This is a genomic window from Actinoplanes sp. NBRC 101535 (genome assembly GCF_030269225.1).
Classification (GTDB): Bacteria; Actinomycetota; Actinomycetes; order Mycobacteriales; family Micromonosporaceae; genus Actinoplanes; species Actinoplanes rectilineatus.
This window is the reverse complement of sequence record NZ_BSSY01000016.1, coordinates 126,103-152,220: the sequence shown is the minus strand read 5'-3', so window position 1 is coordinate 152,220 and position 26,118 is coordinate 126,103. Positions and strand designations below refer to the sequence as shown.

Below are 26,118 nucleotides of genomic sequence, written 5' to 3'. Positions count from 1 at the left end.
GGCGGGGGAGCCGCTCAGGGCGCCCTGGTGTGGTCCGCGACGTAGCCGGTGGGCGTGGTGCCGTACCGCCGTTTGAAGGCCCGGCTGAAGTGGCCGCCGTCGGCGAACCGCCACCGGGCGGCGATCTCGGCGACGCTCAGGCGCCCGGCCGCGTCGACGAGGTCTTGGCGGGCCCGGCCGAGACGGTGGTCGCGGATGCAGGCGGCCACCGACTCGCCGCCGGCGGCGAACGCGCGCTGCAGGGTCCGGGTGGAGACGTGCAGTTCCCGTGCCAGCGTGGCCGGTCCGAGGTCGCGGTCGGCGAGCCGTGCGGCCATCAGCTCCTTCGCGGCCTGGACGAGGGCCGGCGCCGTGCGCGGGTCCGCGGGGCCGACGGCGCCGCGGACCACCGCCGCGGCCAGTTCGACCAGCGCGTCGCGGGCCGCCCGGGCCCCGGGCGGGCTCAGGTCCGGCGCCGTCCGGCGCAGCAGGTTCGCGTACGCCGTCAGCAGCCGCATCTCGGCGGTGTCCGCCGGTCCGCGGGCGACCCGGTCGCCGAGCACGGGGACGAGCCCGGCGCCGGGCAGGGTGATGGACAGCCCCGCGGTGTGCGGTCCGTTGGTGAAACTCGCCGGCCGGTCGAGCCGCCGGATCGCGAAGCTCCCGGCGGGCACGGCGTGCGTGTCGCGGCCGACCTGCAGCTCGGCCGAGCCCCGGCGGACCAGGATCAGCGTCACGCCGCCCTCCCCGCCGGTCGGTTTGCCGGCGCGTACGGCGGAGAAGCCCTCGTGGTGGTGCAGCAGCGCGTCGTGGACCCGTGTCTGGTGGAAGCGGATGCGCAGGTCGGCGAGCGTCGCGGGATCGTAGGCGGGGGTGGCCGCCGGGGCGCCGAGCCAGGCCCGCCAGCGCCGGAGGGACACCGACAGCCCGGTGGCGCCGAGCGGCCGGGTGTCCAATGCGAACGTCGTCGTTGCGGGGTCGCCCATCGCACCATTCAAACGCGCCGGCGCCGAGTCCGCTGGGTTCGGGCGGCCCGGCCGCTGACGCCGGTGTCCGCACCGGATGTCGCGGATGTCCAAGCCGGATGATCTTCAACCCTTTTAGCGTGGAGGCGGATCAGACGCTGGACGGAGGCAGTGATGCACGACGCGGACACCGAGGCGATGACCCGTCTCCAGCAGGCGTTCACCGCACGGGACACGGTGCAGGGCTGGGCGGCCGCGGCCAAGGCGCTCGCCCTGCTCGGCGCCGTACGCGATGCCGGGCTGATGACCGTCCTGGACGGCGGTGACCTCCCCGACCTCGCCGCCCGCACCGGTATCGGCGAGGCGCAGGCACGCGACGTCGTCACCGTCCTGGCCGCCATGGGTGTCGTGACGCACGACGACGGAAGACTCGGGCTGACGCCGGCGTTCGGGGTCCTGGCCCGTGGCCGGTCCGCCGTCAGCCTGGACAGCCTGCTGGATCAGGCGTCGGCGGAGATCGAGGAGACACGCCGGGCGCTGACCGTCCCGCCGGGGCACCCGCCGGACGGTGCCGCGGCGCTGGCTCTGGCCGCGACCACCGGCGTCCGGGTCGACCGGGCGGCCATCGCGCTCTACCGGTCGGTCCATGACGCGGTGCCCGAGTTCAGTGGGCCGCTCGCCGCGGGCGGCACGCTGCTCGACGTCGGCTCGGGAGTGGGCGGAGCGCTGCTCACCACCGCCGTCCTGTTCCCCGCCGCCCGCGCCACCGGCGTCGAGGTGATCGCCGCGGTCGCGGAGGAGACCCGGCGGCGCGCGGCCGAACTGGGAGTGGCGGACCGGGTCGAGGTACGCACGGGCGACGCGGCCGAGCTGACCGACGAGGCGGTCTACGACGTGGCGTTCTGGGCACACCCCTTCTTCGCCGACACGCTGCGCGCCCGCACGCTCGGTGCCGTCCGGCGGGCACTGCGACCCGGAGGAGTGCTCCTCATGCAGGAGCTGCACCCGCCGGCCGGCGACGCGGCACCCGACCTGGCCACCGCCCAGGAGGTGCTTCTGCACCGGCGGCGCGGGATCACCTACGCGCGCTCGGCCGAGGACCTGATCCGGGAGGCCGCCGCGAACGGCTTCGACCCGGTCCGCATCGCGCGGACACCGCTCGGCCGCGTCGTGCTGGCGGCCCGGCCCACCACCGCAGGAGAGGAAGACCCTGATGACTGACGCAGGTGTACGGATGGCGGACAGCCGCGACATGGTCGGCGCCCACGACATGTTCCGGGCCCAGTTCGGTGCCCTGCCGGCCCTCCTCGCCGGGGTCGCCCCCGGCGACACGGCCCGGGCCGCCGTCGTCGAGGAGCACGTGGTCCTGCTGGCCACGCTGCTGCACGGGCATCACGGCGCGGAGGACGAGCACGTCTGGCCGAAACTGCACGAGCGATGCCCGCGGGAGTCGCAGGACCTGGTCGCCACGATGGAGGCCCAGCACGCCGGGATCGACACCGCGCTGCAGGACCTGGTCACCGGTGCCCGGCTCTGGGCGCCGGCCGCGGACGCCGCCGGCCGCGACGCGCTGGCGGGTGTGGCCGCACGGCTGGGACCGGCGCTGGCCGAGCACCTCGCCCTCGAGGAGGCCGAGACGCTGCGGCTGATCGACGGCTACCTGACCGAGCAGGAGTGGAAGGCCACCGTGGCGGCGGCCGCCGGGAAACTGACGCCCGATCAGGGGCCGCTCGCGATCGGCATGATGCTGCACGAGGCGGACGAACACATGGAGGAACTCATTCGTGGCGGCGCGCCCGAGGAGTTCTGGACCGAGGTCCGCCCGGTCGCCGTCGGCGCCTATGCGGCGTACGCCACCCGCGTCTACGGTGACGCCGGGCGTCCCTGACGGGTCCGGCGGGTCTGCCGTCCTCACCTCATCCGGCGAGTGCCGCCTTCACCTGGCGGGTCGCCTGGTCGCCGAGGACCTCGGCGTCGCCGCGGGCGACCGCGTCGAGGGCGAGTCGCGCGACCCCGGCCGGGTCGACCTTGTGTCCGGCCGGGACGGCTGCGGCCATGTCGGTGTCCATGTAGCCGACGTGCAGCCCGGTGACGGTGATGCCGTGCGGGGTGAGCAGCTCGCGGGTGGCGCCGGTGAGTGCCCAGGCGGCGGCTTTGGCCGCAGAGTACGAGCCCGCGGCGCCCGGGTGCAGCCAGGACAGGACGGAGAGCACGTTGAGTACGGCGCCGCCGCCGTTGGCCGTGATGACCGGTGCGAATGCCCGGGTGAGCAGCAGTGGCCCGAAGTAGTTGGTCTCCATGTCCCGCCGGATCCCGGTGAGGTCGCCGTCGAGCAGTGGTGTGCCGGTGGCGATGCCGGCGTTGTTGATCAGCAGGGTGACGTCGGTGGCCGCTGCGGCGGCCTCGGCGATCGAGGTGGGGTCGGTGACGTCGAGTCGCAGGGGGAGGGCCCCGGGGAGGTCCACGGATTTCGGGTCGCGGGCCGCGGCGTAGACGGTGGCGCCGCGTTCGAGCAGCTGGGCGGCGAGGTGGCGGCCGAATCCGCGGTTGGCTCCGGTGACCAGGGCGACGGCGGTGGTGAGTTCCATGCGACTTAGATTACGACCGACATCTAAAATGCGCGACGTAATAGATGACACATGCCATCTATAGTTGACGGCATGGGACGGGTGTCGCAGGCGCAGGCCGCGCAGAACAGGGAACGCATCGTCGCCGTCGCGGCACGGCTCTTCCGGGAGAAGGGCATCGGCGGCGTCAGCGTCGCCGACGTGATGGCGGAGGCGGGACTCACCCACGGCGGGTTCTACAAGCACTTCGCCTCGAAGGACGCCCTGGTCGCCGAGGCGGTCACGGCGGCCTTCGGCTCCCGGTGGGTTCCGTCGCCCGGCGCCTATCTGTCGGCGGCACACCGGGACGACCCCGGCGGCGGCTGCCCGACCGCGGGCTTCGGTGGCGACGTCGCGAAAGACCTCGGCGGCGACGCGACGCGTGCGGCGTACGCGCGCGGGGTCGAGGATTTCGCCCGCGGCCTGGGCGGCGGGGAGCCGGACCTGGTCGCCCTCAGCACCATGGTCGGTGCCCTGCTCCTGTCCCGGGCCACCGCCGGCACCGGCCTGTCCGACCGCATCCTGGCGGCGGCCCGCGCCGCCCTCGAAGCCCCGGGGCAAGATCCGGAGCCGGCTGCGGAACCGGCCCCGGAGTCGGTCGCGGAACCGTCAGCGGCTGCCTTCCCAGAGCGGTAGGCGGAACGTCGCGTAGGTGAACTTGCCGGTGATCCGGCCGGCGCCGTCGAAGTGGAAGACGTCCAGGCCGTGCCACTGCATCCGGCCGCGGTAGCGGAGCCGGGCGAACAGCCGCACCAGGGGTGTCGCGCGCCTGCCGGCGTCGCCGGTCAGGTCCAGCCGGCACGCCCAGCGGATGGTGGCGCGGCGGCGGGACTCGTCGATCACCTGGTCGTACACGTCGAAGGTCATCGCGCCGTAGCGGCCGGCGAACTGGGGGGCGAACTCGGCGCGGATCGCCGCGAGCCCGTGCAGTTCGGGCCCGTGGCCGGGCAGGTAGCGGGCGTCCTCGGCGAAGAAGGACATCACCTTGTCGAGGTCGGGTTCCGGCTCGTTGAAGGCGGCGACGAAGGCGTCGATGGTGTGGCCGAGGTCGGTGCTGGTGGAGGTCATGGTCCTGCCGATCGGAGCCGAGGGGTCGGGTGCGGTCAGGGAGACGTTATAAGAACACTGTGCTCTTAACAAGAGAACGCCGTTCTCTTGTTGAGAGGTTAGGGTGATGGCTGTCATGGAAGCGTCGTTCCAGCGGGCCAGGCGCCCGGAGCAGAAGAACCAGCGGCGCGAGGACATCCTGGCCGTCGCCGCCACACTCGCCCGGGAGACCGGTGTGGCCCGGGTCAGCCTGGGCGACATCGCCGTGGCGGTCGGGCTGGCCAAATCCAACATCCTGCGGTATTTCGGAACCCGCGAGGAGATCTACCTCGAGCTGACGATGCGCGAAGGCGCCGACTGGGCTGCCGCCGCCGGTGCGGCGCTCCGGCAGGCCCGCGGCTACTCCGGGGTGGCGGCCGCGCTCGCCGACGCCTACGCCGACCGTCCGCTGTACTGCGACCTCACCACCCACGCCGAGACGATGCTGGAACACAACGTCTCGATGGCGGCCCTGAAGACCTACAAGACCTGGGCCATCGAGACGTACTTCACCGTGGGCCAGCTGATCATCACCGCCTGTCCGCAGCTGAGCGGCACCGAGGGCGCCTCCCTGGTGATGGCCTCCAGCGCCTTCGTGGCGAAACTGTTCCCGGTGACCCGCCCACCGGAGGCCCTGCGCCGGCTGTACGACCGCGAGCCGGAGATCGCCCGGGTGTTCCCGCCGTTCCGGCCCACGCTGCAGCGCATGATCGCCGCCACCGCGGCCGGGATGCCGGCGACGCGCTGACCCTCGCCGATCGTGGGCATCCGGAGACGGGCCCACGCCGGTGCCGGGGTCAGCGGCGCGGAGCGGGGACCGTGGACTGGGCGGGCGAGCGCCACCACCGGATGCGGGGTTCGCCGACACGGGGGGCGTACCACGGGACGTGCCAGGTGCTGGGCGGGACCGGGTGCGGGTCGGTGGCGCCGGGGCGCAGGTCGGCGACCGAGCGCAGGCCCCGGGTGGCGATCCGGTACCGGGGTTCGCCGGTGGCCGCGGCGTCCAGGGCGAGAGCGGTGGCGCGCAGCCCGGCGGCGGTGCGCGGGTCGAAGCCGTAGCCGGTCAGGTAGCGGGTGCGGGCCACGGCCAGGATGCCCAGCAGCAGCGCGCCGGTGCCGAGCACGAAGGTCAGGCCGGGCAGGGTGGTGGCGAGGGCGTATCCGGTGGCGGCGATCGCCCCGGCGACGTAGACCTGCGGGTACTGCCGGTGCCAGGCGGGCAGGAGCAGGCCGTGCCCGGCGGCGGTACCCCAGAGCTGCGGGAGGGCCGCCGGGGACCGTGCCGCGAACCGCAGCCCGGCCAGGTCGGTGCTGCCGTGCGCCAGCCGGTCGAGGACCTCCGCCCGCAAGCCGGTGGCCCCGGGGGCGGCGGAGGCCACGGTGAGGCGGCCGTCGTCGTCCACGATGACGTGCCGCTCGGCGACCAGGTCGGCGACGGTCAGGTCGACGACCCGGTCCGGGCCGCCACAGAGGAACGCGACCTCGGCCGCGCTCGGGCCGCGGGCCCACCAGCGTGCGGCGGCCCGGGCCGTGCGGGTGGCCCGCCGCAGCCACCACTGCAGAACGTGCGGGCCGAGCAGAAGACCGATCAGGATCAGTCCCAGCACCCACCGTGCCACGTCCGGCGCGGCCACCGCGAACGCCAGCGAGCCGGCACCGATCCCGGCGACCGCCGCCAGCCAGGCCAGAGTCCCCATGCGCCATCATCCCCCGTTCCGTGCTGTGAGGATGCCCGCATCCGGGGGTTCCAGGCATCGGTCGACCGGTGGGAACACGCTTACCGTGACGTGTACGGTGGGCGCACCAGCACAGGGGGAACCTCGTGGCGAAGGCAGCAACGGTCTACGACGTGGCCAAGCACGCCGGTGTCTCGATCGCCACGGTGTCGATGACGTTCCGCCGTCCGGAACGGGTCAGACCGTCCACCCGGGATCTGGTTCTCGCCGCCGCCCGCGCGTTGCACTACGTGCCGTCGGCGAGCGCCCGGGGGCTGGCCGACGGGCGCACCGGTGTGCTGGGGTTGTTCTCGTTCGACTATCTGCTGCCCGTGGAGGTCGACGAGGGTGCGGACCCGGACGAGGACTGCCGGGACTTCCCGCTCTACGTCGACGAGATCCAGCGGGGCATGGAGCTGGCGTGCCGCAGGCACGGGTACGCGCTGCTGATCGGCGGTCCGAGCCGGGTCGGTGGCGCCGGGAACCTGACCGACATCGCCGGTCACGTGGACGGTCTCGCAGTGTTCCCGCAGACGCTGCCGGCCGAGGCGCTGGAACGCATCGCGGGGCGGATCCCGGTGGTGGCGGTCTCCGAGCCGCCGGACGACGACCGGCTCAGTCACGTCACGGTCGACAACCGGGGCGGGATGCGCGCGGTCACCGAGCATCTGATCCGTGCGCACGGGCGGCGGGATCTGCTGTTCGTGGGCGGGCTCAACCCGGCGGAGGGCCGGGACCGGTTCGCCGGGTTCCAGGACGCGGTGCGGGCGGCGGGGTTGCGGGTGCCGCGCGAGCCGCTGGTGCCGCGGACGAGGGCACTGCCGGGCGGCCGGGCCGCGGTCGTGCTGCCGGCGGATCTGCCGTTGCCGGAGGCGTTCGTGTGCGCCACCGACGATGTGGCGCTGGACCTGCTGGAGATCCTCGCCGGGCGGGGTGTGCGGGTGCCGCAGGACGTGGCGGTGACCGGTTTCGACGGCATCGTCGCCGGGCGGGTGGTGCGCCCGTCGCTGACCACGGTCCGGCAGCCGATGGCGGAGATGGGCCGGGTGGTGGTGGACATCCTGCGCGGTCGTCTCGACGATCCGGGCCGGGCGCCGGTGTTCCGTGAGTTGCCGGTGCGGGTGGTGCTCCGGGAGAGCTGCGGCTGCGGTCCGGGGTAGCCGGACGCCGGGTTTCAGTGACCATTGCCAATGGCTGCGCTAGGCGCTTAACTGAAATCTAAGCGCTTAGATCTCCGGAAGGAGAAGCGATGCCACGAACGCGGAAGACACTGTCGATACTGGTCGCCGCCACCCTCACCGTCACCGCGTGCGGCCGGTCCGGCACGGCCGGCACCCCCGCCACCGCCACCACCGTCGGCACCGGCCCGGCCACCGGGACCGTCACCCTGTGGGCCCAGGGCGCCGAGGCCGAGAAACTGCCGGCGATCCTCGCGGAGTTCGAGGCGGCCAACCCGGACGTGACCGTGACCGTCACCCCGGTCCCCTGGGACGCCGCGCACAGCAAGTACCAGACCGCCATCGCCGGCGGCACCACCCCGGACATCGGCCAGCTCGGCACCACCTGGATGAGCGAGTTCACCGCCGCCGGGGCGCTCGCCGCGGTCCCCGCCGACCTGGGCGCCGGCCCGTTCCACCCCGGCGCGGTCGCCTCCACCCGCTTCGACGGCGGCACGTACGCCGTCCCGTGGTACGTCGACACCCCGGTGCTGTACTACCGCACCGACCTCGCCGCCCGCGCCGGATTCCGGCAACCCCCGGCCACCTGGGACGACTTCAAGAACCTCGCCAAGGCGATGCAGACCAGGGCCGGCGCGGAGTACGGCGTCGCCCTCGCCCCCCGCGACTTCCAGGGCTTCCTGCCGTTCGCCTGGTCCAACGGCGCCACCCTGACCACACCGGACGCCCGAACCTGGACCCTCGACAGCCCGGCCATGATCGAGGCGGCCCGCTACTACCAGAGCTTCTTCACCGAGGGCATCGCCGACCGGACCCCGAGCACCGACCCCGGCGCCTACCAGGCGGCCTTCACCGACGGCTCGGTACCGATGTTCATCGGCGGCCCGTTCGAGGTCGCCGCCCTCGCCGACCTCGGCGGCCCCGGATTCGCCGCCAAGTACGCCACCGCCACCCTCCCGCGCGCCCGGTCCGCCACCTCGTTCGTCGGCGGCTCCCACCTGGTCGTCTTCGAGAAGTCCGCCAACGCCGCCGCGGCCTGGCGGCTCATCCGCTTCCTCAGCCTGCCGCAGACCCAGGTGGCCTGGTACAAGGCGACCGGTGACCTGCCGTCCGCGCAGGCCGCCTGGGACGACCCGGCACTGGCCGGCGACCCGAAACTCGCCGTCTTCGGCCGCCAGTTGCAGGACGTCGACTCCCCGCCGTCCACCGCCGAGTGGACCCGCCTGCAGGACGCCGGCAACGCGCAGATGGAACGCCTCACCGTCTCCGGCGAGGACCCGGCCCGGGCCATGGCGACCCTGCAGGCCACCGCCGCCGGGATCGGGACCGGCGCCCGGTGACCGCCGCGGCCCGGCGGCGGCAGGCCTGGACGGCCTGGGCGTTCACGCTGCCGTTCGTCGCCGTCTTCGGCCTGTTCATGCTGGTGCCGCTGGTCAGCTCGGTGCTCATGTCGTTCACCGACTTCCGCGGCAGCGACGTGACGACCCCGTGGGCGGTGAACGTCGTCGGCCTGGACCAGTACACCGCCCTGTTCGCCGACCCGGCGTTCCGGCGGGCCATGCTCAACACCGGCTACTTCGTACTGGTCGGCATCCCCCTGACGATGGCGGTGGCGCTGGCCCTGGCGCTGGCCCTGAACACCGGCATCACCCGGTTCCGCACCGCGTTCCGGGTCGGCTTCTACACCCCGGTGGTGACCAGCGTCGTCGCCGTCGCCGTGGTGTGGCGGTTCGTGCTGCAACCCGACGGGCCGCTCAACCGGCTGCTCGGCGGCCTCGGCATCACCGGCCCGGACTGGCTGCACAGCACCACCTGGGCGATGCCGTCGCTGATCGTGATGGCCGCCTGGCGCAACATGGGCACCCTACTGGTGATCTTCCTGGCCGGGTTGCAGGCACTGCCGGCCGAGGTCGTCGAGGCGGCCGCGGCCGACGGCGCCGGCCCGTGGCAGCGGTTCCGGCACGTGATCCTGCCGCTGCTGCGCCCCACCCTGCTACTCGGCGCGGTCCTGATCTCGGTGGTCTACCTGCAGTTCTTCGAGGAACCGTACGTGATGACCCGCGGCGGACCGCTGGACGCCACCCTGTCGGCCACCTACTACACCTTCAACCAGTTCGGCTTCGGCCGGTACGGGACCGCGTCCGCCGCCGCGTACGTCCTCTTCGTGGTCATCGCCGCGGTGAGCGTCCTGCAGTTCCGGCTCCTGCGAGCCCGGGAATGACGGCCCGGCGGGTCCTGCTCCACGCCGCGCTGATCGCCGCCGCGGCCCTCACCGTGCTGCCGTTCCTCTGGATGCTGCTCGGCTCGGTCAAACCGGACAGTGAGATCCGCGCCGACCCGGCCGCCTGGCTGCCGCACACGCCCACCCTGGACAACTACCGCCAGTGGTTCGGCGCCCTGCGCATCGGCACCTACTTCGGCAACAGTGTGCTGGTCGCGCTGGTCACCGTGCTGGGCAACCTGCTGTTCTGCTCGATGGTCGGCTACGCCCTGGCCAAGCTGCGCTTCCCCGGGCGGCGGCTGCTCTTCGGCCTGGTCATGGTCACCCTGATGGTGCCGGGCGTGGTCACCTTCGTCCCGCTGTTCGTGGTGGTCGCCAGACTCGGGCTGGTCGACACGTACGCCGGCCTGATCCTGCCGTTCCTCACCTCACCGACCGGGGTGTTCCTGATGCGGCAGTACCTGCGGTCCATCCCGGACGAACTGCTGGAGGCGGCCCGCATCGACGGCGCCGGCGAATTCCGGATCTTCGCCCGCGTGGTGCTGCCGCTCTGCGGGCCACCGCTGGCGACCCTGGGCATCCTGCAGTTCCTGGCGTCGTGGAACAACTTCCTCTGGCCGCTGGTGGTGGCGCAGAGCCAGGACCGGTACACCCTGCCGGTCGCGTTGTCGCTGTACTCCACCGGCGAACAGGCCACCGACTACGGCCTGCTGCTCGCCGGATCCGTCATGGTCATCACCCCGATCGTCGCCCTGTTCATCGCGCTGCAGCGCTGGTTCGTCCAGGGCGTGGCCACCGCCGGTCTCAAGTAAGGAGACGCCCGTGCGCACCTTCCCGCCCGGATTCCTCTGGGGGGCGGCCACCTCCGGCCACCAGACCGAGGGCAACAACGTCACCAGCGACTACTGGCAGCGCGAGTACGCTCCCGCCGGCACCGTCCCCGAGGTCAGCGGCGACGCCTGCGACAGCCTGCACCGCTACCCCGAGGACATCGCGCTGCTCGCCGAAACGGGCCTGACCAGCTACCGCTTCGGCATCGAGTGGTGCCGCATCGAACCCGAGCGCGGCCACGTCTCCACCGCGATGCTGGACCACTACCGGCGGATGGTCGACCGCTGCCACGAGCACGGGCTGACCCCGATGGTCACCCTCAACCACTTCACCGTGCCCCGCTGGATGGACGCGCTCGGCGGCTGGCGCCACCCGCACGCGGCCGAGATGTTCGCCCGGTTCACCGAGATCGCCCTGCCGGTGGTCCGCGACGGCGTGCCGTGGGTGTGCACCATCAACGAGCCGAACATCATCGCCTGCCGGGAGGGCGCGAACCTGCCCGGGGTGGCGCCGGTCGCGCACGGCATGGCCCGCCCCGACCAGCGGGTCTCCGCGGAGCTGACCCGCGCGCACCGGATGTCGCGGGAGGTACTCACCGGCGTGCCGGGCCTGCGGTCCGGATGGACGGTGGCCACCCAGGCGATCCACCCGCTGCCCGGGTGCGAGGAGCAGGCGTACGCGTACAGCCGGCCGATCGAGGAGTACTTCCTGGAGGCGGCCCGCGACGACGACTTCGTGGGCGTGCAGGCGTACACCCGGACGTTCGTGGGGCCCGACGGCGCGCTGCCGCCGCCCGCCGGCGCGGAGACGACCCTGACCGGCTGGGAGTACTTCCCGGACGCGCTGGCCATCGGGGTCCGCAACGCGTGGAAGGTGACCGGGGGAGTGCCGGTCATGGTGACCGAGAACGGCATCGCCACCGCCGACGACGACCGCCGCATCGACTACACCCGGGACGCGCTCACCGGGTTGCACGAGGCGATCGCGGACGGCGTCGAGGTCCACGGCTACTACCACTGGAGTGCGCTGGACAACTACGAGTGGGGCAGTTGGGCGCCGACGTTCGGGCTGATCGCCGTCGACCGGCGGACTTTCCGGCGTACCCCCAGAAGGAGCGCACGGTGGCTCGGAGCCGCCGCCCGGGCGAACGGCCTGGCATGACCGCCTGCCTCTACCGGGATCCGGATGTTCCGATCGGCGCGCGGGTGACCGATCTGCTGGCGCGGATGACGCTGCCGGAGAAGGCCGGTCTGCTGTTCCACACGATGATGAAGGCGGTCGGCGACGGTCTGTACGAGCCGGGGCCGGACGGCGACGACGTCCCGCACGACGTGCTCTCCACCAGCCGGCTGGTCACCGCGTCGCACATCACCCACTTCAACGCCGCGCCGCGGATCGCGCCGCGCGCGTACGCCGCCTGGCAGAACCGGCTGCAGGACCTGGCCGCGGGTACCCGGCTGGGTATTCCGGTGACGCTGTCCAGCGATCCGGTGCACGGCTTCACCGACAACCCGGCGACGTCGATGGCGAGCACCACGTTCTCCCGCTGGCCGGAACCGCTGGGGCTGGCCGCGGTGGGCGACGTCCGGCTGGTGACGGAGTTCGCCGAGGTGGTGCGGCGCGAGTTGCGGGCGGCCGGGATCCGGATGAGCCTGGGGCCGCAGGCCGATCTGGCGACCGAGCCGCGCTGGTCACGGCTGCCGGGCACGTTCGGCGCCGACGCGGCGACGGCGTCCCGGATGGTCGGCGCGTACGTGCGTGGCCTGCAGGGCGACCGGCTGGGACCGGACAGCGTGGCCTGCATGACCAAGCACTTCCCGGGCGCCGGCCCGCAGCGGCGGGGCGAGGACGCGCACTTCCCCTACGGCAGGGAGCAGGTCTATCCCGGCGGCAACCTGGAGTACCACCTGCGGCCGTTCCGGGCGGCGTTCGACGCGGGCACCGCCGCGGTGATGCCCTACTACGCGATCCCGGTGGGCCTGGGCGTCGAGGAGATCGGCTTCGGCTTCCACCGGGAGGTGATCACCGGCTGGCTGCGCGAACGTTTCGGTTTCGGCGGGGTGGTCTGCTCGGACTGGGGGCTGGTCACCGACGTCCGGGTGGAGGGGATGCGCTGGCCGGCCCGCTGCTGGGGCGCCGAGCACCTGTCGCGCCGCGAGCGGGTCCGCCGGATCCTGGACGCCGGCGTCGACCAGCTGGGCGGCGAGTCCTGCCCGGAGCTGGTGGTCGATCTGGTGTCGTCGGGGGAGATCAGCATGGCGCGGATCGACGCGTCGGCGCGGCGGATCCTGCGGCTGAAGTTCGCGCTGGGCCTCTTCGAGAACCCCTATGTCGACCCGGACGAGGCCGAGCGGGTGGTGGGTGCCGCCGCTGCCGCCGGGGTCCGCGCCCAGCAGCGGGCGGTCACGGTGCTGAAGAACGGCCCGTTGCCGCTGCGCCGCGGTGCCCGGATCCACCTGGACGGTGTGGACCCTCGGGTGGCGGCCGGCTACGGGCCGGTGGTGCCGTCGCTCGACGAGGCCGAGGTCGCGGTGGTGCGGATGGGCGCGCCCTACGAGCGGCGCGACACCGGCATCGACTACGAGGCCGGTTTCCATCAGGGTTCGCTGAGCCTGCCGCCGCAGCGGGTGGCCGAGCTGGTGGCGCGGTTCGCGCGGGTGCCGACGGTCCTGGTGGTGCATCTGGACCGGGCGGCGGTGCTGCCCGAGGTGATCGGGGCGAGCGCCGCCGCGCTGGGGGAGTTCGGGGTGACCGACGAGGCCCTGTTCGGGGTGCTCTTCGGCGACGCGCGGGCGCAGGGACGGCTGCCGATGGAGCTGCCGTCGTCGATGGCCGCCGTCGAGGAGTCCCGGGAGGACGTCCCCGGCGACAGCCGATCTCCGTTGTTCCGGGCCGGGCATCCGGCCTCGTGATCAGGCGACCGCCAGCCAGTCGATCGACAGCCCGGTCGCCGCGTCGCCCGCGTTGCGCTGCACGATCACCGTGGCGTTCTCCGGGACGGCCAGCGCCAGCGTGGCGGTGCCGAACCCGCTGCCGGTGGCCGGGAAGGCGATCCGGTGGCCCACGTCGTTGAGGATCACCGTCATGCTCGCCGCCCGGGTCGCCCGGTACCGGACGGTGAGGCGGCTGCCGGCCCGGACCGGCGAGTACACCACCGACGCGCCGAGCACGTCGAGGTCGGTGGCCAGGGCGCCCTGCGACGCCGATGCCAGGGCGACCGCGTGGGCGCCGTTGTAGAGTCCGCCGGACGATTCGGCCTCGTACTGCCCGTCCACCCGGAGCAGGTCGACGACCAGGGCGCCGCCGGCCGCGTCGCGGGTCAGCTCCAGCGCGGTGCCGCTCACGACCGTCTTCTCCACGGTACGGGTGCCGAAGCCGTCCCCGGTCGCGGGCAGGGTGACCGCCGTGCCGCCCAGCCGCACGGTGACCGCGGCCGCCGCCGCGTACCGGATCAGCGCCCGGGTGCCGCCGCGTACCGGGTCGACGGTCATCGTGCTCGCCTGCCCGGCCGGCATGCTCAGTGCCTCGCCCCGCGACGCGCCTGCCGCGGTGACCGTGGCCGCGCCGGTGTGCGGCACGAGTTCCGCCTCGTAGTCGGGCTTGCCGCCCAGCCAGTCGACGGTGACCGCGGCACCGGACGCCGGCCGTTGCAGGGTCACCACCGCCTGCAACGGCAGGTCGGTGGGCACGGTCAGGGTGCTCCACGTGGCGGCGGCGGGCAGCGTGACGGTACGCGCTGAAGCCCCGTTCACCGACAGCAGCAGGCTGGTGGCCTGCGGCGCACGGTAGCGGATCTGGAGGACGGTGGCGGCGGCGAGGTTGACGAACGCGAGGGCGTCCCCGCCGGCGGTGAGGGTGACGGCCGCGCCGCCCCACGCGGTCGCGTCGGCGACGGGTGTGGTGTCGACCGGTGAGCCGCCCCGGTAGTAGCGGGTCAGCGAGGTGTCCTCGGCCTGTGCCTCGGCGGCCGGGATGCCGAGCGCCCAGTCCATGACGGCGGGCGGGTTGCCCTCCGGTTTGAACAGGTTCTCGGCGAAGTACAGGGTGCCCCGGACGTGGAAGCGGGTGTCCCGGTAGTACGCGGTGGTCTCGGTGAGCGCCCGTTTCTTGGCGGCCTGTGAGCGGACCAGGCCGGCGGTCTGGTCCGGGACGACGCCGCCGGCGAAGTCGACGGTGTGGAACCCGTACTCGATGATCTTCGGGGCGTCGCCGTACTGGCCGATCATCCGGTCCATGGCGCTGCTCAGGCGGGGCACGTTGAGCAGGTCCGCGGTGGAGGCGCCGGCGTCGGCGGGAGCGCCGACCGGGTAGGAGTAGTTGTTCAGGAAGTAGCCGTCGGCGGGGTGGGCGATCCCGGCGTACGAGGGTGTCGGGTAGGACTGGTCCCAGCCGTAGAAGACGCTGAGGTAGAGGTCGGTGTCGCCGACGGCGCGGCGCAGGCCGGCGAGCAGCCGTTCGGCGTAGGGGGCCTGGGTGGCCGCCCATTGCGGATTGGCGCGGCCGTCCGGGTACCCGCTCGTGGCGAAGTGGTCGCTGACCATCGCGTCGTCGACCGGCATGTTGACCGCGAAGTAGGCGACGTCGGCGAGCTTCCCGCGGCGGACCAGGTAGTTCAGCAGGGCGGTGTAGCCGTGGGCGGTGTCGTCGGTGGTGTAGTGGCTCAGCACCCGGTCGGCGTCGGCCGCGGTGAAGGCGAAGGTCTGCCGGTCGTACCACTCGATGCGGACCACGGCCTTCATCCGTCGGCGTTCCAGTTCGGCGAAGAGCCGGTCGCGGTCGGCGTCGGTCATGTGCACCAGGTTGTAGAGGCCGACGGTGTTGACCCCGATGCCGCGCATCTGGGCGATGTCGAAGGCCGCCCGCCGCTGCCAGTCGGCGGTCGGGTTGAAGACGTAGGTGGCGCCGGTGATCGGTCCGCCGGGGTCGGCGTAGAGGTCGGCGAACTGAGCCGGGTCATAGGGAGTTAACAGGTTGGACACACCGGGTGCGGCCTGTGTGGCCTGCGCGGCGGTGCTGGAGGTGAGACACAGGACGGTGGAGAGAAGTGCCGACATCACCCTCTTCATGGGCCGACTCCTTGATCGAGGCCGAACGAAGGTAAGCCGGTCGCAGATCTAAGCGCTTAGATTGACCGATGGCCCGACTCTAAGCGCTTAACAAGGAAGTAACAAGAACGTTATCGGGCCAAGGTTTAGACCAGGCCGAAATCGGTGACGGTCGACGGCTCGCCCTCGCTCTTGTGGATGTCGAAACCGAAATACATCGTGCCGCGTACGCTCGGATACCCGGCACAGTAGAACCGGGTCGTCGCCGCCAGCGCGCGCCGCTTCGCCGCCCGGTCCCGGACCAGACCGGCCTCCTGCGCCGGGCCGCCGGTGGTCTGCACGCCGTACTCGATCACCACCGGGGCGTCGCCGTACTGGTCGAGGAACCGGCGCATCACCGCATGCCGGGCCCGCGCGTCGATCAGCGCGTCGTCGCCGTCCGCCGCGCCGGGCGCGTCACCACGCGGATAGCTGTACTGGGTCAGGAAATAGCCGTCCGCGCCGGCCCCCGCATAGGACGGTGGCCGGTAGGCGCCGTCCCAGCCGTAGAAGACACCCAGATAGACCGGCAGGCCGGGAGCGGCGGCGCGCAGCCGCGACGTCACCGCGACGGCGTACTCGGCCTGCCGGGCCACCGACGCCGGCGAGTTCACCCCACCCAGGCGGGCCTGCACCCGCGGATCGTCGAGCGGCATGGTGACCGCCAGGTAGGCCACCCGGCTGCGCGCCCCCGCCTCGCCGAGGCGGCCCAGCAGGTCCCGGTAGCGCTCCACCAGCCGGTCGGCGTCGGCGGTGGTGAAGGCGAAGGTCTGCGGGTCGTACTCCTCCAGCCGCACCACCGCCGTCATGCCGAGCTCCTCCAGCGCGGCCAGCACCGGGCCGGGATCGTCCAGCCGGTACAGCCCGGCGGTACCGATGCCGAACCGGTCCCGCATCGTGCGCAGCGTCGCCCCGGTCGCCGCCGGATCACCGTCCGGGTCCAGGGACGCTCCCCGCAGGAAATCACGTCCGGCCATGGCGGGGTACGGCGTCAGCGTGCTCCCGCCGTCGTCCGGCGCACTCCCGCAGGGCCCCGGCGCGGGCGTGTCGCCACCGAGCCCGGCGACGCCCAGCACCACCGCCAGAGCGATCAACAGCCGTGTCACCACGTGTCCTCCGCTCCTCGAGGGCATCGTCGCCCACCCCATTCCCCGGCCGCCGAACCATACCTCCGGCGGGGAACGTGACGCCCGCCACCGATATGGCGTTCGGATTTCATTTCACGCGAAGTGGATCGCTATTCGAGGCCATCCGCGACCGTGCGCCACACGTCTTTAACGCGCGGGCAATACGGGCTGGTCCGCAGTGATTCCGGTCTCGTCGGCCGACTTGCTGTCCTATCGACGTGTCGCTATGGTTGGCGCCGTTCGCACATCCAGGCTCGCGACGACGCCGACGACAATCAACGGTGATTGCCCAGGGCGCGGCAGGCGGATGCCGAGAAACAGTTTCGGTGCCGTATCACGGACCGCCACCTCCCCAGTCGAACAATTCCTCATCGAGGACCGATTCACCTGAGAGGGCAGTCGTGACCAAGTCACCTCGTGTCTACCTGATCATTCTGGCCGTCTGGCTGGCGATCCTCGCCCCGGCGGTGCCGGCGATGGCGCACGTCGTCGCCTCCGCCACACAGACCGCGTGGTACCTGGGGGCGCTGACCCTGGCCAGCGCGCTCTTCGTCACCTACTTCTGGCTCAACGGCACCAAGGACATCGTCTACACCCTCTACTTCCACCTCGTCCAGCGCCCGCACCTGATCCACGTGCCCCGCCGCCCGGACGGCCCGGAACCCAAGGTCGCGCTCCTCTACTGCACCTGCGACGACTTCTCCGCGGACAGCCTGCTGCGCAGCATGGCCCAGCGCTACGGCAACTACGAGACGGTCATCCTGGACGACTCCAGCAAACCCGAGTCGCTCGCCGAGATCGACGACTTCGCCGCCCGCCACGGCGTCCAGGTCGTCCGCCGGGCCGACCGGGCCGGGTTCAAGGCCGGCAACCTCAACAACCACCTGCGGACCGCCGAGTACGACTACTTCGTCATCCTGGACAGCGACGAGATCATTCCCAGTGATTACGTCACCCGCAGCCTCGACTACTTCGCCCATTACGGCAACGCGGGCATCGTCCAGGCCAACCACAGCGCCACCCGCAACCGCAACGATTTCATGCGGGTCTTCGCGATCGGCGTCGACTCGCACTGGATCGCCTACCAGACGGTCAAGGACCGGCACGGATTCCTGTCTCTTCTGGGGCATGGCGCCATGGTCAGCCGCGAGTGCTACCAGGCCGCCGGCGGATTCCCCGCCGTGGTCGCCGAGGACCTGTGCTTCTCCATCGCCGCGCGCGACGCGGGATATTACACGGTATTCGCGCCCGACATCCGCTGCGAGGAAGAATTCCCGGTCAGTTACCACGCTTTCAAGAAACGACACTCGAAATGGACTCAGGGAAACATGGAGTTCATCAAGCGGTACACCACGACCATCCTCGGCTCGCGGATGACCTGGTTCGAGAAGCTCGACATCGTCCTGTTCACCTACAGCCTGCCGCTGACCGCGCTGTTCTCCGTCTACGTGGTCATCCACGTGGTCGCGCTGCCCGCCCTGGGATACACGGTCACCTACCCGCTCTGGATGCTGGTGCCCACCATCGCGTTCCTGCTGGCACCGCTGCTCAACGACACCGTCTTCCACTTCCGGCGGATGCCCAAACTGCGGCTGCTCTCCTACCTGCTGCACTCCATCGTGCTGTACGGGTCGATGTTCTTCGTCAGCCTGCGTTCCTCGGTCACCTCCGCCTTCGGCAAGTCGGTCTTCCTGGTCACCCCGAAGAGCTCCGGCCGGGTCAGCATCCGCGAGGCACTGACGGCGACCCGCGGTGAGATCGCCTTCGGCATCGTCCTGGCCGCCGTGTCGTACCTGCTCACCGGCAGCGTCCTGCCGGTCGTGCTGATCGTGGTCCCGGCCCTGCTCTGCGTCTTCCTGGCCCGCAAACACAACAAGACCTCGGCGGGCACCGTCCGGACCGAACTCCCGGCGGCCGTCGTCGCCCCCGCCCGCAGCGCCGCCGAGGAACGCCGGCAACTCGCCACCCTGGCCCGTGCCGCGGACCCCGGCCCGCCTCACGAGCGCACCCCGGAACTGGCCGCCTGACGCGCGGCGGGGCTCACGCGTACCCCGGCAGGAGCGGAACCGGAAGGCCCCGGAGCGACCGGCCACCGGTGTTTCGGATCGCGGCGAACGGGTATCCGGTGAACCTGGTCTCGATGCCGTGACGCGTTCGCGTCACGGCGGCCGTCCGGACTCCGCGGCCCCGTCTCCTGCCACCGCCCCCCGCCGCCCCGAAGGAGTCCCGCATGACCGAGCCGATGACCACCATCACCACCACGAACAACACCGCCGACCGGACGAGCACCGACCTGGCCGCGCGGGACCGGGGGCTGCAGGGCCCGCAGGGCACCACCTCCATCGCCGACACCGTGGTCAGCAAGATCGCGGGGATCGCCGCGAAGGACGTCTCCGGTGTCTACGCACTCGGCAACGGCACCTCGCGTGCGGTGGGCGCGTTGCGGGAGCGGATCCCGGGCGGGCGGGTGAACCACTCGCAGGGCGTCTCGGTGGAGGTCGGCGAGACCCAGGCCGCCGTCGACATCGACATGATCGCCGAGTACGGCGTGGCGATCGCGGACCTCGCCGTCGGTATCCGCCGCAACGTGATCACCTCGATCGAGCGGATGACCGGCCTGCAGGTGACCGAGGTGAACATCTCGGTCGCCGACATCCACCTGCCACAGGACGACGAGGGCGACGACCCCGATCACGCCCCGCGGGTGCAGTGACCACCGAACATCGCGCCGGCCCGGTCGCGGTGACCGTCGACGCGATCGTCCGCGCGGTACTGGCGGTGCCGGGCGTGGTACGGCTGCACGGGGGCCCGTTCGGTGAGGCCGGCACCTACCTGCCCGGGCGCCGTGTGCCCGGGATCAGGCTCGGCGACGACCGGGCCGAGGTGCACGTGACGGTCACCGGCCGGGTCCCGTTGACCGCCACCGCGCGGCTCGTCCACGCCGCGGTGGCACCCCTGGTGACCGTGCCGGTGCACGTCCGTATCGAGGACGTCGTCCTCACCTGATCCGCGGCCCTCGATCATTCTCGTTCAGGAGTCCTCATGTCCCCGTCCCTCGCCGGTCTGTTCACCGGGCTACTGCTCGCCCTGATCGCGGCGACCGCCGGATTCGGCTGGTTGCTGCTCGCGATCCTGTTCGCCACCGCCGGCTATCTGGCCGGCGCCCACCTCGAAGGCCGGATCGACCTCGCCGGCGTCGTCCCGGGCCGCAGCCGTGGCTGACAGGGGTGCCGTCCCGGCCGCTGACCGGGGTGCCGGCCCTACCACTGACCGGAGTGCCGTCCCTGGCGCTGACCGGAGTGCTGTCCCTGCCGGGGGCCCGGCCCGCGCCGGCCACGACGACCCGGGCGACCGGGGAGACCTGATCGTCACGGACCGGGCCGCCCGGCGCATCGCCGAGGTCACCGCCCGCCGGGTTCCCGGCGTCGTCCCGGTCACCGACAGCGGCGGCGCCGTCGGCAACGCCCTGGGACTCGGCTATCCCCGGGTGGACTGCACGGTGTCCGCCGGCCGGGTCCGTGCCGAGGTCACCATCGCCGGACTCTGGCCGGTGCCCGCCGCGACGCTGGCGGCACAGGTCCGCTCCGCGGTCACCGACCAGCTGCACCGGCTGGCGGGGCTGCACGTCGACAGCGTCGACGTCACCGTCGCCAAGGTGGTCCGCCTCGCGGCGGCACCGGGCCGCAGGGTCCGATGAGCGTCTCCCCGCACGTGTCGATGCCCGCGGCCCGGCCACGGACCGGGGCCGGGCGCATCGGTTTCGCCGGGCCGCTCCTGGCGTGTCTGCTCACCGCCGCCGGTGTCGTGCTGCTGCACGACGCGGTCGCCGAGGCCGACCGCAGACCGGGACGCACCTGGCTGGCCGCCGTCCTCGACGGCCTGGACGGGCTGACGGCCTCCTGGTGGATGATCCCCGCCGGGGTGGCGGTCGCCGGCGCCGGCGTCTGGCTGATCGTCACCGCGGTACGGCCACGGTCGCGCCGGACCCTGGCGGTGACGTCGGCGACCGGGGTCTTCCTGCACGTCCGTGACGTCGCCCGGCTGGCGTCCGCCGCCGCCGAGGACGTCGACGGGATCCGCTCCGCCCGGTCCGTCGCCGGCCGCCGCGCGGTCACCGTCACCGTCACGTCACCGGACCCCGAGATCGCCGGCCGCGTCCAGGAGGCCGTCGAACGCCGTCTGTCCGTCCTGGAGGACCCGCTGCCGGTGACGGTCCGGGTCCGTTCCGGCCCACTGCCGAAGGAAGATGCCTGATGCGCCGATCCGTTCTCGGCCTCGACCGGGCCGCCGCGATCCTGACCGGTCTGCTGCTGGTCATCGCCGGTGCCGTCATCGCCGGCTGGTACGACGGCGGCCTGGTGCGGCTGTGGCCGTCCGTCTCCCGCGAACTGTCCACCGGCGGCGCCGGCGACGTCCTCGACACGGCCTGGTGGCCCTGGGCGGCCGGTGCGGCCGGGACACTCGCGGTCGTGCTCGGCCTGTGGTGGCTGGCCGCGCACCTGCCCCGCCGCGGTGCCGGCCTGCTCGTACTGCCCGGCTCCGGTGCGTCCGGGCGTCTTCTGCTCGACCCCGCCGGCACGGCCGGCGCCGCCGCGGAGGCCCTCGCCGACACTCCCGGACTCCGCTCGGCGCACGGCCGGATCCTGCACGACCGGGGAGAACTCGTCGTCGCTCTCACCGGCACCGTCGACCCCCGCGCGGACCTCACCACGATCGTCGCGGCCGCGGACAGCGTCGCCGCCACGCTGCGGGCGGTCCTGGGCCGTGACGACGCCCGCGCCCGGGTCCGGTTGTCGGTCGCCCGGCGTGCCCGGGCACAGGCCCGCGTGCTCTGACCGCCCGGAATCCGGCAAGACCGGGTGGACAGGACACCGCCCGGACCCGCAATCGGGTCCGGGCGGCGGCCGGTGCGCATGCGGTCAGCGGCCCAGGACACCGGTGAGCCGGTCGGTGACCCCGTCCCACATCTGGCGCGGGCGCTGCTGCTCACCCTGCTGCGACCCCATCGCGATCATCGTGCCGGTCAGCGCCGGGATGGCCCACTGCAGCAGACGCTGCTGTTTGAGCGCCACGGCGACGTGCTCCGGGGTGTTCCACGCCGGCACGGACCCACCCTCGGACGGCACCCGGCCGGCCCGGGCGATCCGCGCGCCGAGCAGCCCGCTGTACGCGGTGGCACTCAGCGCCGCGACGGTCACCGCGGTCTTGATGACCGTGTTCGCGGTGACACCGGACTGACCGGCCACCCGGCCCCGGTTGGCGATGAGCAGGCCCAGGCCGCCGGCCAGGTGCGTGGCGATCGCGGCGGCGGACACCGGCGCCCACCGGGCCCAGCCACGGGACGCGATCTGGGTCCGTTCGGTGGCGTCGGCGGCGTCCTGGGAGGCGCCGTTGAGGCCGACCGCACCCATCAGCGAACCGCCCATCCAGACTGCGGCGCCGAGGTCGTGCATGCTGCGGATCGTGGTGTGACGGTCGTTCATGGTGGTGCTCCTTCACTGGCGGATGTGCGACGGCCGCGCGGGTGTTCCCCGGCGCGGTGCTGATCGCGGGCCGCGGGGTCTGGACGACCGGATGACGACACGTTGCTGTCGATGGAGTGCATGCCCGGGCGGGCCGGGATCAAACGGGCCGGTCGCCGGTGCCGCCGGCGGTGGGCGTGGCGGCCGCCCCGGCGCCGCCGGGACGCACCGGGCCGGTCACGTCGTGCAGACTGTCGCGGGCCGCGCGGGCGACGGCCCGTGCGGTGATGCCGAACTCCTGGTAGAGCCGCTGGTGGTCGGCGGAGGCGCCGAAGTGTTCCAGGCCGACGATGCGGCCGGCGTCGCCGACGATCTCGCGCCAGCCCTGGCCGACACCGGCCTCGACGCTGACCCGGGCGCGTACCGCCGGCGGCAGCACCTCGTCGCGGTAGGCGGCCGGCTGCTCGGCGAACCACTCCCGGCACGGCATCGAGATCACCCGGGCGGTGACACCCTCGGCGGTGAGCAGATCACGGGCCTGCAACGCGATCGGCACCTCCGATCCGGTACCGATGAGCAGCACGTCGGCGTCGTCGCCGGCCCCGGCCAGGACGTAACCGCCGCGGGCGGCGCCGGCGGCCGGGGCGTACCCGCGAGGCCCGCGTTCGAGCACCGGCAGGTTCTGCCGGGTCAGGACCAGGCCGGCGGGCCGGTCGGTGTGTTCCAGGACGGTGCGCCAGCAGGCCGCGGTCTCGTTCGCGTCAGCCGGGCGGACCACGTCGAGGCCGGGGATGGCGCGCAGCGCGGCCAGATGCTCGACCGGCTGATGGGTCGGGCCGTCCTCGCCCAGGCCGATCGAGTCGTGCGTCCACACGAAGACGGCGGGCAGGCACATCAGCGCGGCCAGCCGGACCGCGGGCCGCATGTAGTCGCTGAACACCAGGAACGTTCCCCCGTAGGGGCGGGTCAGGCTCTGCAGGGCGATGCCGTTGAGGATCGCGCCCATGGCATGCTCACGGATGCCGAAATGCAGGGTGCGGCCGTACGGTCCGCCGGTCCACGTGCGGGTCTGCCGCCCGGTCGGCACGAACGAACTCTCGCCGTCCATCGTGGTGTTGTTGCTCTCGGCCAGGTCGGCGGACCCGCCCCACAGCTCCGGGAGGACCGGCGCGAGCGCGGAGAGCACCGCCCCGGACGCCGCACGGGTGGCCATGCCCTTGGCGTCCGGCGCGAACGTGGGCAGCGCCGACGTCCAGCCGTCCGGCAGCCGGCGGGCCTGCAACCGGTCCAGCAGCGCGGCCCGGTCCGGGTTCGCGCGGCGCCAGGCCTCGAAACCCGACGACCATTCCCCGTGTACGCGCGCGCCACGCGCCACGACGGCACGGGTGTGCGCCAGCACCTGCTCGTCGACGGCGAACGAGGCGTCCGGGTCGAAACCCAGCATCCGTTTCGTCGCGGCGACCTCGTCCACGCCCAGGGCGGAACCGTGGGCCTTGCCGGTGTTGCGCCTGGTCGGCGCGGGCCAGCCGATGATCGTACGCAGCCGGATCAGCGACGGCCGGCCGGTCTCCGCCTTCGCGGCCTCGATCGCCGCCAGCAGCGCGTCGACGTCCTCCACGTACCCGCCGGTGCTCTTCCAGTCGACGCTCTGCACGTGCCAGCCGTACGCGGCATAGCGGGCGGGCACGTCCTCGCTGAACGCGATGCCGGTGTCGTCCTCGATGGAGATGTGGTTGTCGTCGTAGAAGACGACCAGATCGCCGAGCTGCTGGTGGCCCGCGAGCGAACTGGCCTCGGCGGTGACGCCCTCCATCAGGTCGCCGTCGGAGGCGACCACGAACACGTGATGGTCGAACGGGCTGCAGCCGGGTGCGGCGTCCGGGTCGAGCAGGCCCCGCTCGCGGCGGGCGGCCATGGCCATGCCCACCGCGGCGGCGAAACCCTGACCGAGCGGGCCGGTGGTGATCTCCACGCCGCGGGTGTGCCGGTACTCGGGGTGTCCCGGGGTCGCCGAGCCCCAGGTGCGCAGGGCGCGCAGGTCGTCGAGTCTCAGGCCGTACCCGCTGAGGTAGAGCTGGCAGTAGAGGGTGAGGCTGGTGTGCCCGGCGGACAGCACGAACCGGTCCCGGCCGAGCCACTGGTCGTCGTTCGGGTCGTGGCGCATCACATCGTGGAAGAGCAGGTAGGCCAGCGGCGCCAGACTCATCGCGGTGCCCGGATGGCCGTTGCCGGCCCTCTGCACGGCGTCGGCGGCCAGCAGCCGTGCGGTGTCCACGGCCTGCACGTCCAGGGCGGTCCAGCCCGCGGCTCCGGCGATCGGCGCCGGCACGTGCCGGGGGAGCGTGGTCGCGGTGGGAGGGAACCGGTTCATGGTGATCTCCTCGAGGAGCGGTGGTGCGCGGACCGGGCGGCGCTCACGTCGTCGTAGCCGACCCCGCCGCGGGTCAGCGTGTCGGCGGCCCGCCCGTGGTCGAGGAACGTCTCGAGGGTGGCGCGGGGCATGGTGGACATCGGTGATCCCGTCCGGAACCGAGTGCCGGGCGACGCGGCGCGCCGTGACCGGCGAAGAGGGACGGTGCTCGCGGCCGCCGGTAAGCGACCACAGTGACCGGAGAAGGCGCGGGAAGCGCGGACGTGGCGCGACTGAGGACGCCTGTGCTTGAGGATGCCCGCCGCCCGGACGGCTAAACCGTCAGGTCCGGCGAGGTCCACCTGACGGACCCGGATGGGAACCGTCTCCGCGTCTGTCCCCGGCCACGCCACCGACATCCCGTTCGTCTTCGACACGATCCACCTGCCGGAACTGGCGCCAAGGCTCGGTGCCGCCCCGAGTGTCGCGGTGGCGGCGACGGTCCACGGCGCCTGGGTGTCGTTCGTTCGCGACGGCCGCGTCCCGTGGCGGCCGTTCAGCCCGGACCGCACCGTCGGCCTCCTCGCCGCCGGGATCCGCACGGGTCGTGCGGCCGGTGACGGCCGGCCGCGACCGGTTCCACGAGGTGGCCGTTGACGAGCCCGCCGGGCGGGTGCCGCTCGCGGGCGGCCGCACGGGCCGCTCGCGGGCGTCGTCTCACGGCGGCGCTCAGCCGCGGTCGGGCAGGCCGCCGTGCCAGCCCAGCTTGCGGGAGATGGTGTCGGCGGCGGCCCGGACCAGCGGGACGACCTTGTCGCGGGTGTCCTCGTCGAGGCGGGTGGCCGGTCCGCAGACCGAGATCGAGCCGGTGACCTCGCCGTCGAGGCCGAACACCGGTGCGGCGATCGCGCCGGCGCCGAGTTGCCGTTCGCCGGCCGAGGTGGCGTAGCCCTGGTGCTGGATGGTGTCGAGGCGGTCCTGCAGCAGGGCCGGGTCGACCAGGGTGTGCTCGGTGACGGCGGTGATCTCGGCGGCCAGGACGGCCTCGCGTTCGGCGGCGGGCAGGAAGGCCAGGATGCAGTTGCTGGAGCTGCCGGCGTGCAGCGGGTAGCGGCGGCCGATCTCCACCGTCATCTTGATCTCCTGCGGGCTCTGCACCTGGTCGAGGTAGACGCGGCCGCCGGCGACGCGGGCCGAGACGGTGGCGGTCTCGCCGGTCTGCAGGCTGAGCTCGCGCAGCACCGGCATGGCGGCCTCGCGCAGGCGGGACTCCCGCAGGGCGCGGGCGCCGAGGGCGGCCGCGCCGGGGCCGAGGCGGTAGCCCCGCACGCCGGGGTCGGTCTCGAGCAGGCGGCGGTCGACCAGGGTGGTGAGGATGCGGTGCACCACCGCCTTGGGCATGCCGAGCAGCCGGGCGATCTCCGAGACGCCCCGTGCGGTGGGGCCGTCCGCGAACAGCAGGAGAACGTCCGCCACGCGCGCGGCCGATGCGGTCCCCGTTGCCTCCGTCATGG

28 protein-coding genes are annotated in these 26,118 nt (G+C 72.9%); 18 read left to right on the top strand and 10 right to left on the bottom strand.

Going from position 1 to position 26,118, the window contains the following annotated elements:
- Positions 1–14: 14 nt before the first annotated feature.
- On the bottom strand, positions 15–965 hold the full coding sequence (locus QSK32_RS34470) for a helix-turn-helix domain-containing protein (protein ID WP_285474231.1): 951 nt from the start codon (positions 963–965) through the stop codon (positions 15–17).
- A gap of 153 nt (positions 966–1,118) precedes the next feature.
- Between QSK32_RS34470 and QSK32_RS34465 the strand changes: the two genes are divergently transcribed.
- Together QSK32_RS34465 and QSK32_RS34460 are read left to right on the top strand one after the other, a co-directional pair.
- Positions 1,119–2,165: an SAM-dependent methyltransferase gene (locus QSK32_RS34465; RefSeq protein WP_285474230.1), complete on the top strand. Its 1,047-nt coding sequence runs from the start codon at positions 1,119–1,121 to the stop codon at positions 2,163–2,165.
- Complete coding sequence (locus QSK32_RS34460; protein ID WP_083448954.1) at positions 2,158–2,832, top strand: hemerythrin domain-containing protein; 675 nt, start codon at positions 2,158–2,160, stop codon at positions 2,830–2,832. The genes QSK32_RS34465 and QSK32_RS34460 overlap by 8 nt, the downstream gene beginning before the upstream one ends.
- Before the next feature lie 28 nt (positions 2,833–2,860).
- Here the strand turns inward: QSK32_RS34460 and QSK32_RS34455 are convergent, their stop codons facing one another.
- Positions 2,861–3,532 (bottom strand): SDR family oxidoreductase, encoded by a 672-nt coding sequence (locus QSK32_RS34455; protein WP_045741958.1) that lies wholly within the window; start codon positions 3,530–3,532, stop codon positions 2,861–2,863.
- A gap of 72 nt (positions 3,533–3,604) precedes the next feature.
- Between QSK32_RS34455 and QSK32_RS34450 the strand changes: the two genes are divergently transcribed.
- Positions 3,605–4,186, top strand: coding sequence for a TetR/AcrR family transcriptional regulator (locus QSK32_RS34450; RefSeq protein ID WP_285474229.1), 582 nt, complete (start codon positions 3,605–3,607; stop codon positions 4,184–4,186).
- Here the strand turns inward: QSK32_RS34450 and QSK32_RS34445 are convergent.
- Complete coding sequence (locus QSK32_RS34445) at positions 4,160–4,618, bottom strand: YybH family protein (protein ID WP_045741957.1); 459 nt, start codon at positions 4,616–4,618, stop codon at positions 4,160–4,162. The genes QSK32_RS34450 and QSK32_RS34445 overlap by 27 nt on opposite strands.
- A gap of 106 nt (positions 4,619–4,724) precedes the next feature.
- On the opposite strand from QSK32_RS34445, the gene QSK32_RS34440 reads away from it, so the two are divergent.
- A complete protein-coding gene (locus QSK32_RS34440) occupies positions 4,725–5,384 on the top strand; it encodes a TetR/AcrR family transcriptional regulator (protein ID WP_045741956.1) in 660 nt (219 codons plus the stop codon).
- Between the two features lie 49 nt (positions 5,385–5,433).
- On the opposite strand, the gene QSK32_RS34435 is transcribed toward QSK32_RS34440, so the two are convergent.
- Entirely contained in the window at positions 5,434–6,333 is a 900-nt protein-coding gene (locus QSK32_RS34435) for a TIGR04222 domain-containing membrane protein (protein WP_285474228.1), read from the bottom strand.
- A gap of 125 nt (positions 6,334–6,458) precedes the next feature.
- On the opposite strand from QSK32_RS34435, the gene QSK32_RS34430 reads away from it, so the two are divergent.
- The 6 genes from QSK32_RS34430 (at position 6,459) to QSK32_RS34405 (ending at position 13,493) form a co-directional block, all read left to right on the top strand.
- Entirely contained in the window at positions 6,459–7,511 is a 1,053-nt protein-coding gene (locus tag QSK32_RS34430) for a LacI family DNA-binding transcriptional regulator (protein ID WP_285474227.1), read from the top strand.
- 89 nt (positions 7,512–7,600) lie between these two features.
- The gene (locus QSK32_RS34425; RefSeq protein ID WP_285474226.1) at positions 7,601–8,869 is read left to right on the top strand and encodes an extracellular solute-binding protein; all 1,269 of its coding nucleotides are present in this window, start codon (positions 7,601–7,603) and stop codon (positions 8,867–8,869) included.
- Positions 8,866–9,750, top strand: coding sequence for a carbohydrate ABC transporter permease (locus QSK32_RS34420; RefSeq protein WP_045741952.1), 885 nt, complete (start codon positions 8,866–8,868; stop codon positions 9,748–9,750). Before QSK32_RS34425 ends, QSK32_RS34420 begins: the two co-directional genes overlap by 4 nt.
- A complete protein-coding gene (locus QSK32_RS34415) occupies positions 9,747–10,562 on the top strand; it encodes a carbohydrate ABC transporter permease (protein ID WP_045741951.1) in 816 nt (271 codons plus the stop codon). The genes QSK32_RS34420 and QSK32_RS34415 overlap by 4 nt, the downstream gene beginning before the upstream one ends.
- A gap of 10 nt (positions 10,563–10,572) precedes the next feature.
- Positions 10,573–11,742: a glycoside hydrolase family 1 protein gene (locus QSK32_RS34410; RefSeq protein ID WP_285474225.1), complete on the top strand. Its 1,170-nt coding sequence runs from the start codon at positions 10,573–10,575 to the stop codon at positions 11,740–11,742.
- Positions 11,703–13,493, top strand: coding sequence for a glycoside hydrolase family 3 protein (locus tag QSK32_RS34405; RefSeq protein WP_285474224.1), 1,791 nt, complete (start codon positions 11,703–11,705; stop codon positions 13,491–13,493). The genes QSK32_RS34410 and QSK32_RS34405 overlap by 40 nt, the downstream gene beginning before the upstream one ends.
- Here the strand turns inward: QSK32_RS34405 and QSK32_RS34400 are convergent, their stop codons facing one another.
- Both QSK32_RS34400 and QSK32_RS34395 read right to left on the bottom strand, forming a co-directional pair.
- Positions 13,494–15,647: a carbohydrate-binding protein gene (locus QSK32_RS34400; protein ID WP_285474223.1), complete on the bottom strand. Its 2,154-nt coding sequence runs from the start codon at positions 15,645–15,647 to the stop codon at positions 13,494–13,496.
- Positions 15,648–15,772: 125 nt separating this feature from the next.
- A complete protein-coding gene (locus QSK32_RS34395; RefSeq protein WP_285474222.1) occupies positions 15,773–16,771 on the bottom strand; it encodes a hypothetical protein in 999 nt (332 codons plus the stop codon).
- A 422-nt stretch (positions 16,772–17,193) separates the two neighbouring features.
- Between QSK32_RS34395 and QSK32_RS34390 the strand changes: the two genes are divergently transcribed.
- The 7 genes from QSK32_RS34390 (at position 17,194) to QSK32_RS34360 (ending at position 21,627) form a co-directional block, all read left to right on the top strand.
- Positions 17,194–18,819, top strand: a complete 1,626-nt coding sequence (locus tag QSK32_RS34390; RefSeq protein WP_285474221.1) for a glycosyltransferase family 2 protein — start codon at positions 17,194–17,196, stop codon at positions 18,817–18,819.
- A 203-nt stretch (positions 18,820–19,022) separates the two neighbouring features.
- A complete protein-coding gene (locus QSK32_RS34385) occupies positions 19,023–19,505 on the top strand; it encodes an Asp23/Gls24 family envelope stress response protein (RefSeq protein WP_211275348.1) in 483 nt (160 codons plus the stop codon).
- Positions 19,502–19,798: a hypothetical protein gene (locus QSK32_RS34380; protein ID WP_211275347.1), complete on the top strand. Its 297-nt coding sequence runs from the start codon at positions 19,502–19,504 to the stop codon at positions 19,796–19,798. Before QSK32_RS34385 ends, QSK32_RS34380 begins: the two co-directional genes overlap by 4 nt.
- A gap of 36 nt (positions 19,799–19,834) precedes the next feature.
- Positions 19,835–20,014, top strand: coding sequence for a hypothetical protein (locus tag QSK32_RS34375; RefSeq protein WP_045741946.1), 180 nt, complete (start codon positions 19,835–19,837; stop codon positions 20,012–20,014).
- Complete coding sequence (locus tag QSK32_RS34370; RefSeq protein ID WP_285474220.1) at positions 20,007–20,489, top strand: Asp23/Gls24 family envelope stress response protein; 483 nt, start codon at positions 20,007–20,009, stop codon at positions 20,487–20,489. The genes QSK32_RS34375 and QSK32_RS34370 overlap by 8 nt, the downstream gene beginning before the upstream one ends.
- On the top strand, positions 20,486–21,046 hold the full coding sequence (locus QSK32_RS34365; protein WP_285474219.1) for a DUF6286 domain-containing protein: 561 nt from the start codon (positions 20,486–20,488) through the stop codon (positions 21,044–21,046). The genes QSK32_RS34370 and QSK32_RS34365 overlap by 4 nt, the downstream gene beginning before the upstream one ends.
- The gene (locus QSK32_RS34360; protein ID WP_285474218.1) at positions 21,046–21,627 is read left to right on the top strand and encodes a hypothetical protein; all 582 of its coding nucleotides are present in this window, start codon (positions 21,046–21,048) and stop codon (positions 21,625–21,627) included. The genes QSK32_RS34365 and QSK32_RS34360 overlap by 1 nt, the downstream gene beginning before the upstream one ends.
- Positions 21,628–21,711: 84 nt before the next feature.
- Here QSK32_RS34360 and QSK32_RS34355 read toward each other — a convergent pair whose 3' ends face one another.
- From QSK32_RS34355 to QSK32_RS34345, 3 genes are all read right to left on the bottom strand, one after another.
- The gene (locus QSK32_RS34355) at positions 21,712–22,275 is read right to left on the bottom strand and encodes a hypothetical protein (protein WP_285474217.1); all 564 of its coding nucleotides are present in this window, start codon (positions 22,273–22,275) and stop codon (positions 21,712–21,714) included.
- A gap of 139 nt (positions 22,276–22,414) precedes the next feature.
- Positions 22,415–24,625: a transketolase gene (gene tkt, locus QSK32_RS34350; RefSeq protein WP_285474216.1), complete on the bottom strand. Its 2,211-nt coding sequence runs from the start codon at positions 24,623–24,625 to the stop codon at positions 22,415–22,417.
- Positions 24,622–24,765 (bottom strand): hypothetical protein, encoded by a 144-nt coding sequence (locus QSK32_RS34345; RefSeq protein ID WP_157410956.1) that lies wholly within the window; start codon positions 24,763–24,765, stop codon positions 24,622–24,624. The genes tkt and QSK32_RS34345 overlap by 4 nt, the downstream gene beginning before the upstream one ends.
- A gap of 214 nt (positions 24,766–24,979) precedes the next feature.
- Here QSK32_RS34345 and QSK32_RS34340 point away from each other — a divergent pair, with 214 nt between their 5' ends.
- Positions 24,980–25,261 carry a hypothetical protein gene (locus tag QSK32_RS34340; RefSeq protein WP_285474215.1) on the top strand — a complete coding sequence of 94 codons (282 nt, stop codon included), beginning with the start codon at positions 24,980–24,982 and terminating at the stop codon, positions 25,259–25,261.
- 72 nt (positions 25,262–25,333) lie between these two features.
- Here QSK32_RS34340 and QSK32_RS34335 read toward each other — a convergent pair whose 3' ends face one another.
- Positions 25,334–26,116 carry an IclR family transcriptional regulator gene (locus QSK32_RS34335; protein WP_045741941.1) on the bottom strand — a complete coding sequence of 261 codons (783 nt, stop codon included), beginning with the start codon at positions 26,114–26,116 and terminating at the stop codon, positions 25,334–25,336.
- Positions 26,117–26,118 lie beyond the last annotated feature (2 nt).

Excerpts from the sequence above, each read along its gene's own strand:
- QSK32_RS34385 (WP_211275348.1), top strand. The coding sequence starts at position 19,023 with ATGACCGAGCCGATGACCACCATCACCACCACGAACAACACCGCCGAC.
- tkt (WP_285474216.1), bottom strand. The coding sequence starts at position 24,625 with ATGAACCGGTTCCCTCCCACCGCGACCACGCTCCCCCGGCACGTGCCG.
- QSK32_RS34470 (WP_285474231.1), bottom strand. The coding sequence starts at position 965 with ATGGGCGACCCCGCAACGACGACGTTCGCATTGGACACCCGGCCGCTC.
- QSK32_RS34375 (WP_045741946.1), top strand. The coding sequence starts at position 19,835 with ATGTCCCCGTCCCTCGCCGGTCTGTTCACCGGGCTACTGCTCGCCCTG.
- QSK32_RS34355 (WP_285474217.1), bottom strand. The coding sequence starts at position 22,275 with ATGAACGACCGTCACACCACGATCCGCAGCATGCACGACCTCGGCGCC.
- QSK32_RS34465 (WP_285474230.1), top strand. The coding sequence starts at position 1,119 with ATGCACGACGCGGACACCGAGGCGATGACCCGTCTCCAGCAGGCGTTC.
- QSK32_RS34340 (WP_285474215.1), top strand. The coding sequence starts at position 24,980 with ATGGGAACCGTCTCCGCGTCTGTCCCCGGCCACGCCACCGACATCCCG.
- QSK32_RS34360 (WP_285474218.1), top strand. The coding sequence starts at position 21,046 with ATGCGCCGATCCGTTCTCGGCCTCGACCGGGCCGCCGCGATCCTGACC.
- QSK32_RS34440 (WP_045741956.1), top strand. The coding sequence starts at position 4,725 with ATGGCTGTCATGGAAGCGTCGTTCCAGCGGGCCAGGCGCCCGGAGCAG.
- QSK32_RS34425 (WP_285474226.1), top strand. The coding sequence starts at position 7,601 with ATGCCACGAACGCGGAAGACACTGTCGATACTGGTCGCCGCCACCCTC.
- QSK32_RS34435 (WP_285474228.1), bottom strand. The coding sequence starts at position 6,333 with ATGGGGACTCTGGCCTGGCTGGCGGCGGTCGCCGGGATCGGTGCCGGC.
- QSK32_RS34415 (WP_045741951.1), top strand. The coding sequence starts at position 9,747 with ATGACGGCCCGGCGGGTCCTGCTCCACGCCGCGCTGATCGCCGCCGCG.
- QSK32_RS34365 (WP_285474219.1), top strand. The coding sequence starts at position 20,486 with ATGAGCGTCTCCCCGCACGTGTCGATGCCCGCGGCCCGGCCACGGACC.
- QSK32_RS34335 (WP_045741941.1), bottom strand. The coding sequence starts at position 26,116 with ATGACGGAGGCAACGGGGACCGCATCGGCCGCGCGCGTGGCGGACGTT.
- QSK32_RS34460 (WP_083448954.1), top strand. The coding sequence starts at position 2,158 with ATGACTGACGCAGGTGTACGGATGGCGGACAGCCGCGACATGGTCGGC.
- QSK32_RS34450 (WP_285474229.1), top strand. The coding sequence starts at position 3,605 with ATGGGACGGGTGTCGCAGGCGCAGGCCGCGCAGAACAGGGAACGCATC.
- QSK32_RS34345 (WP_157410956.1), bottom strand. The coding sequence starts at position 24,765 with ATGTCCACCATGCCCCGCGCCACCCTCGAGACGTTCCTCGACCACGGG.
- QSK32_RS34455 (WP_045741958.1), bottom strand. The coding sequence starts at position 3,532 with ATGGAACTCACCACCGCCGTCGCCCTGGTCACCGGAGCCAACCGCGGA.
- QSK32_RS34400 (WP_285474223.1), bottom strand. The coding sequence starts at position 15,647 with ATGAAGAGGGTGATGTCGGCACTTCTCTCCACCGTCCTGTGTCTCACC.
- QSK32_RS34445 (WP_045741957.1), bottom strand. The coding sequence starts at position 4,618 with ATGACCTCCACCAGCACCGACCTCGGCCACACCATCGACGCCTTCGTC.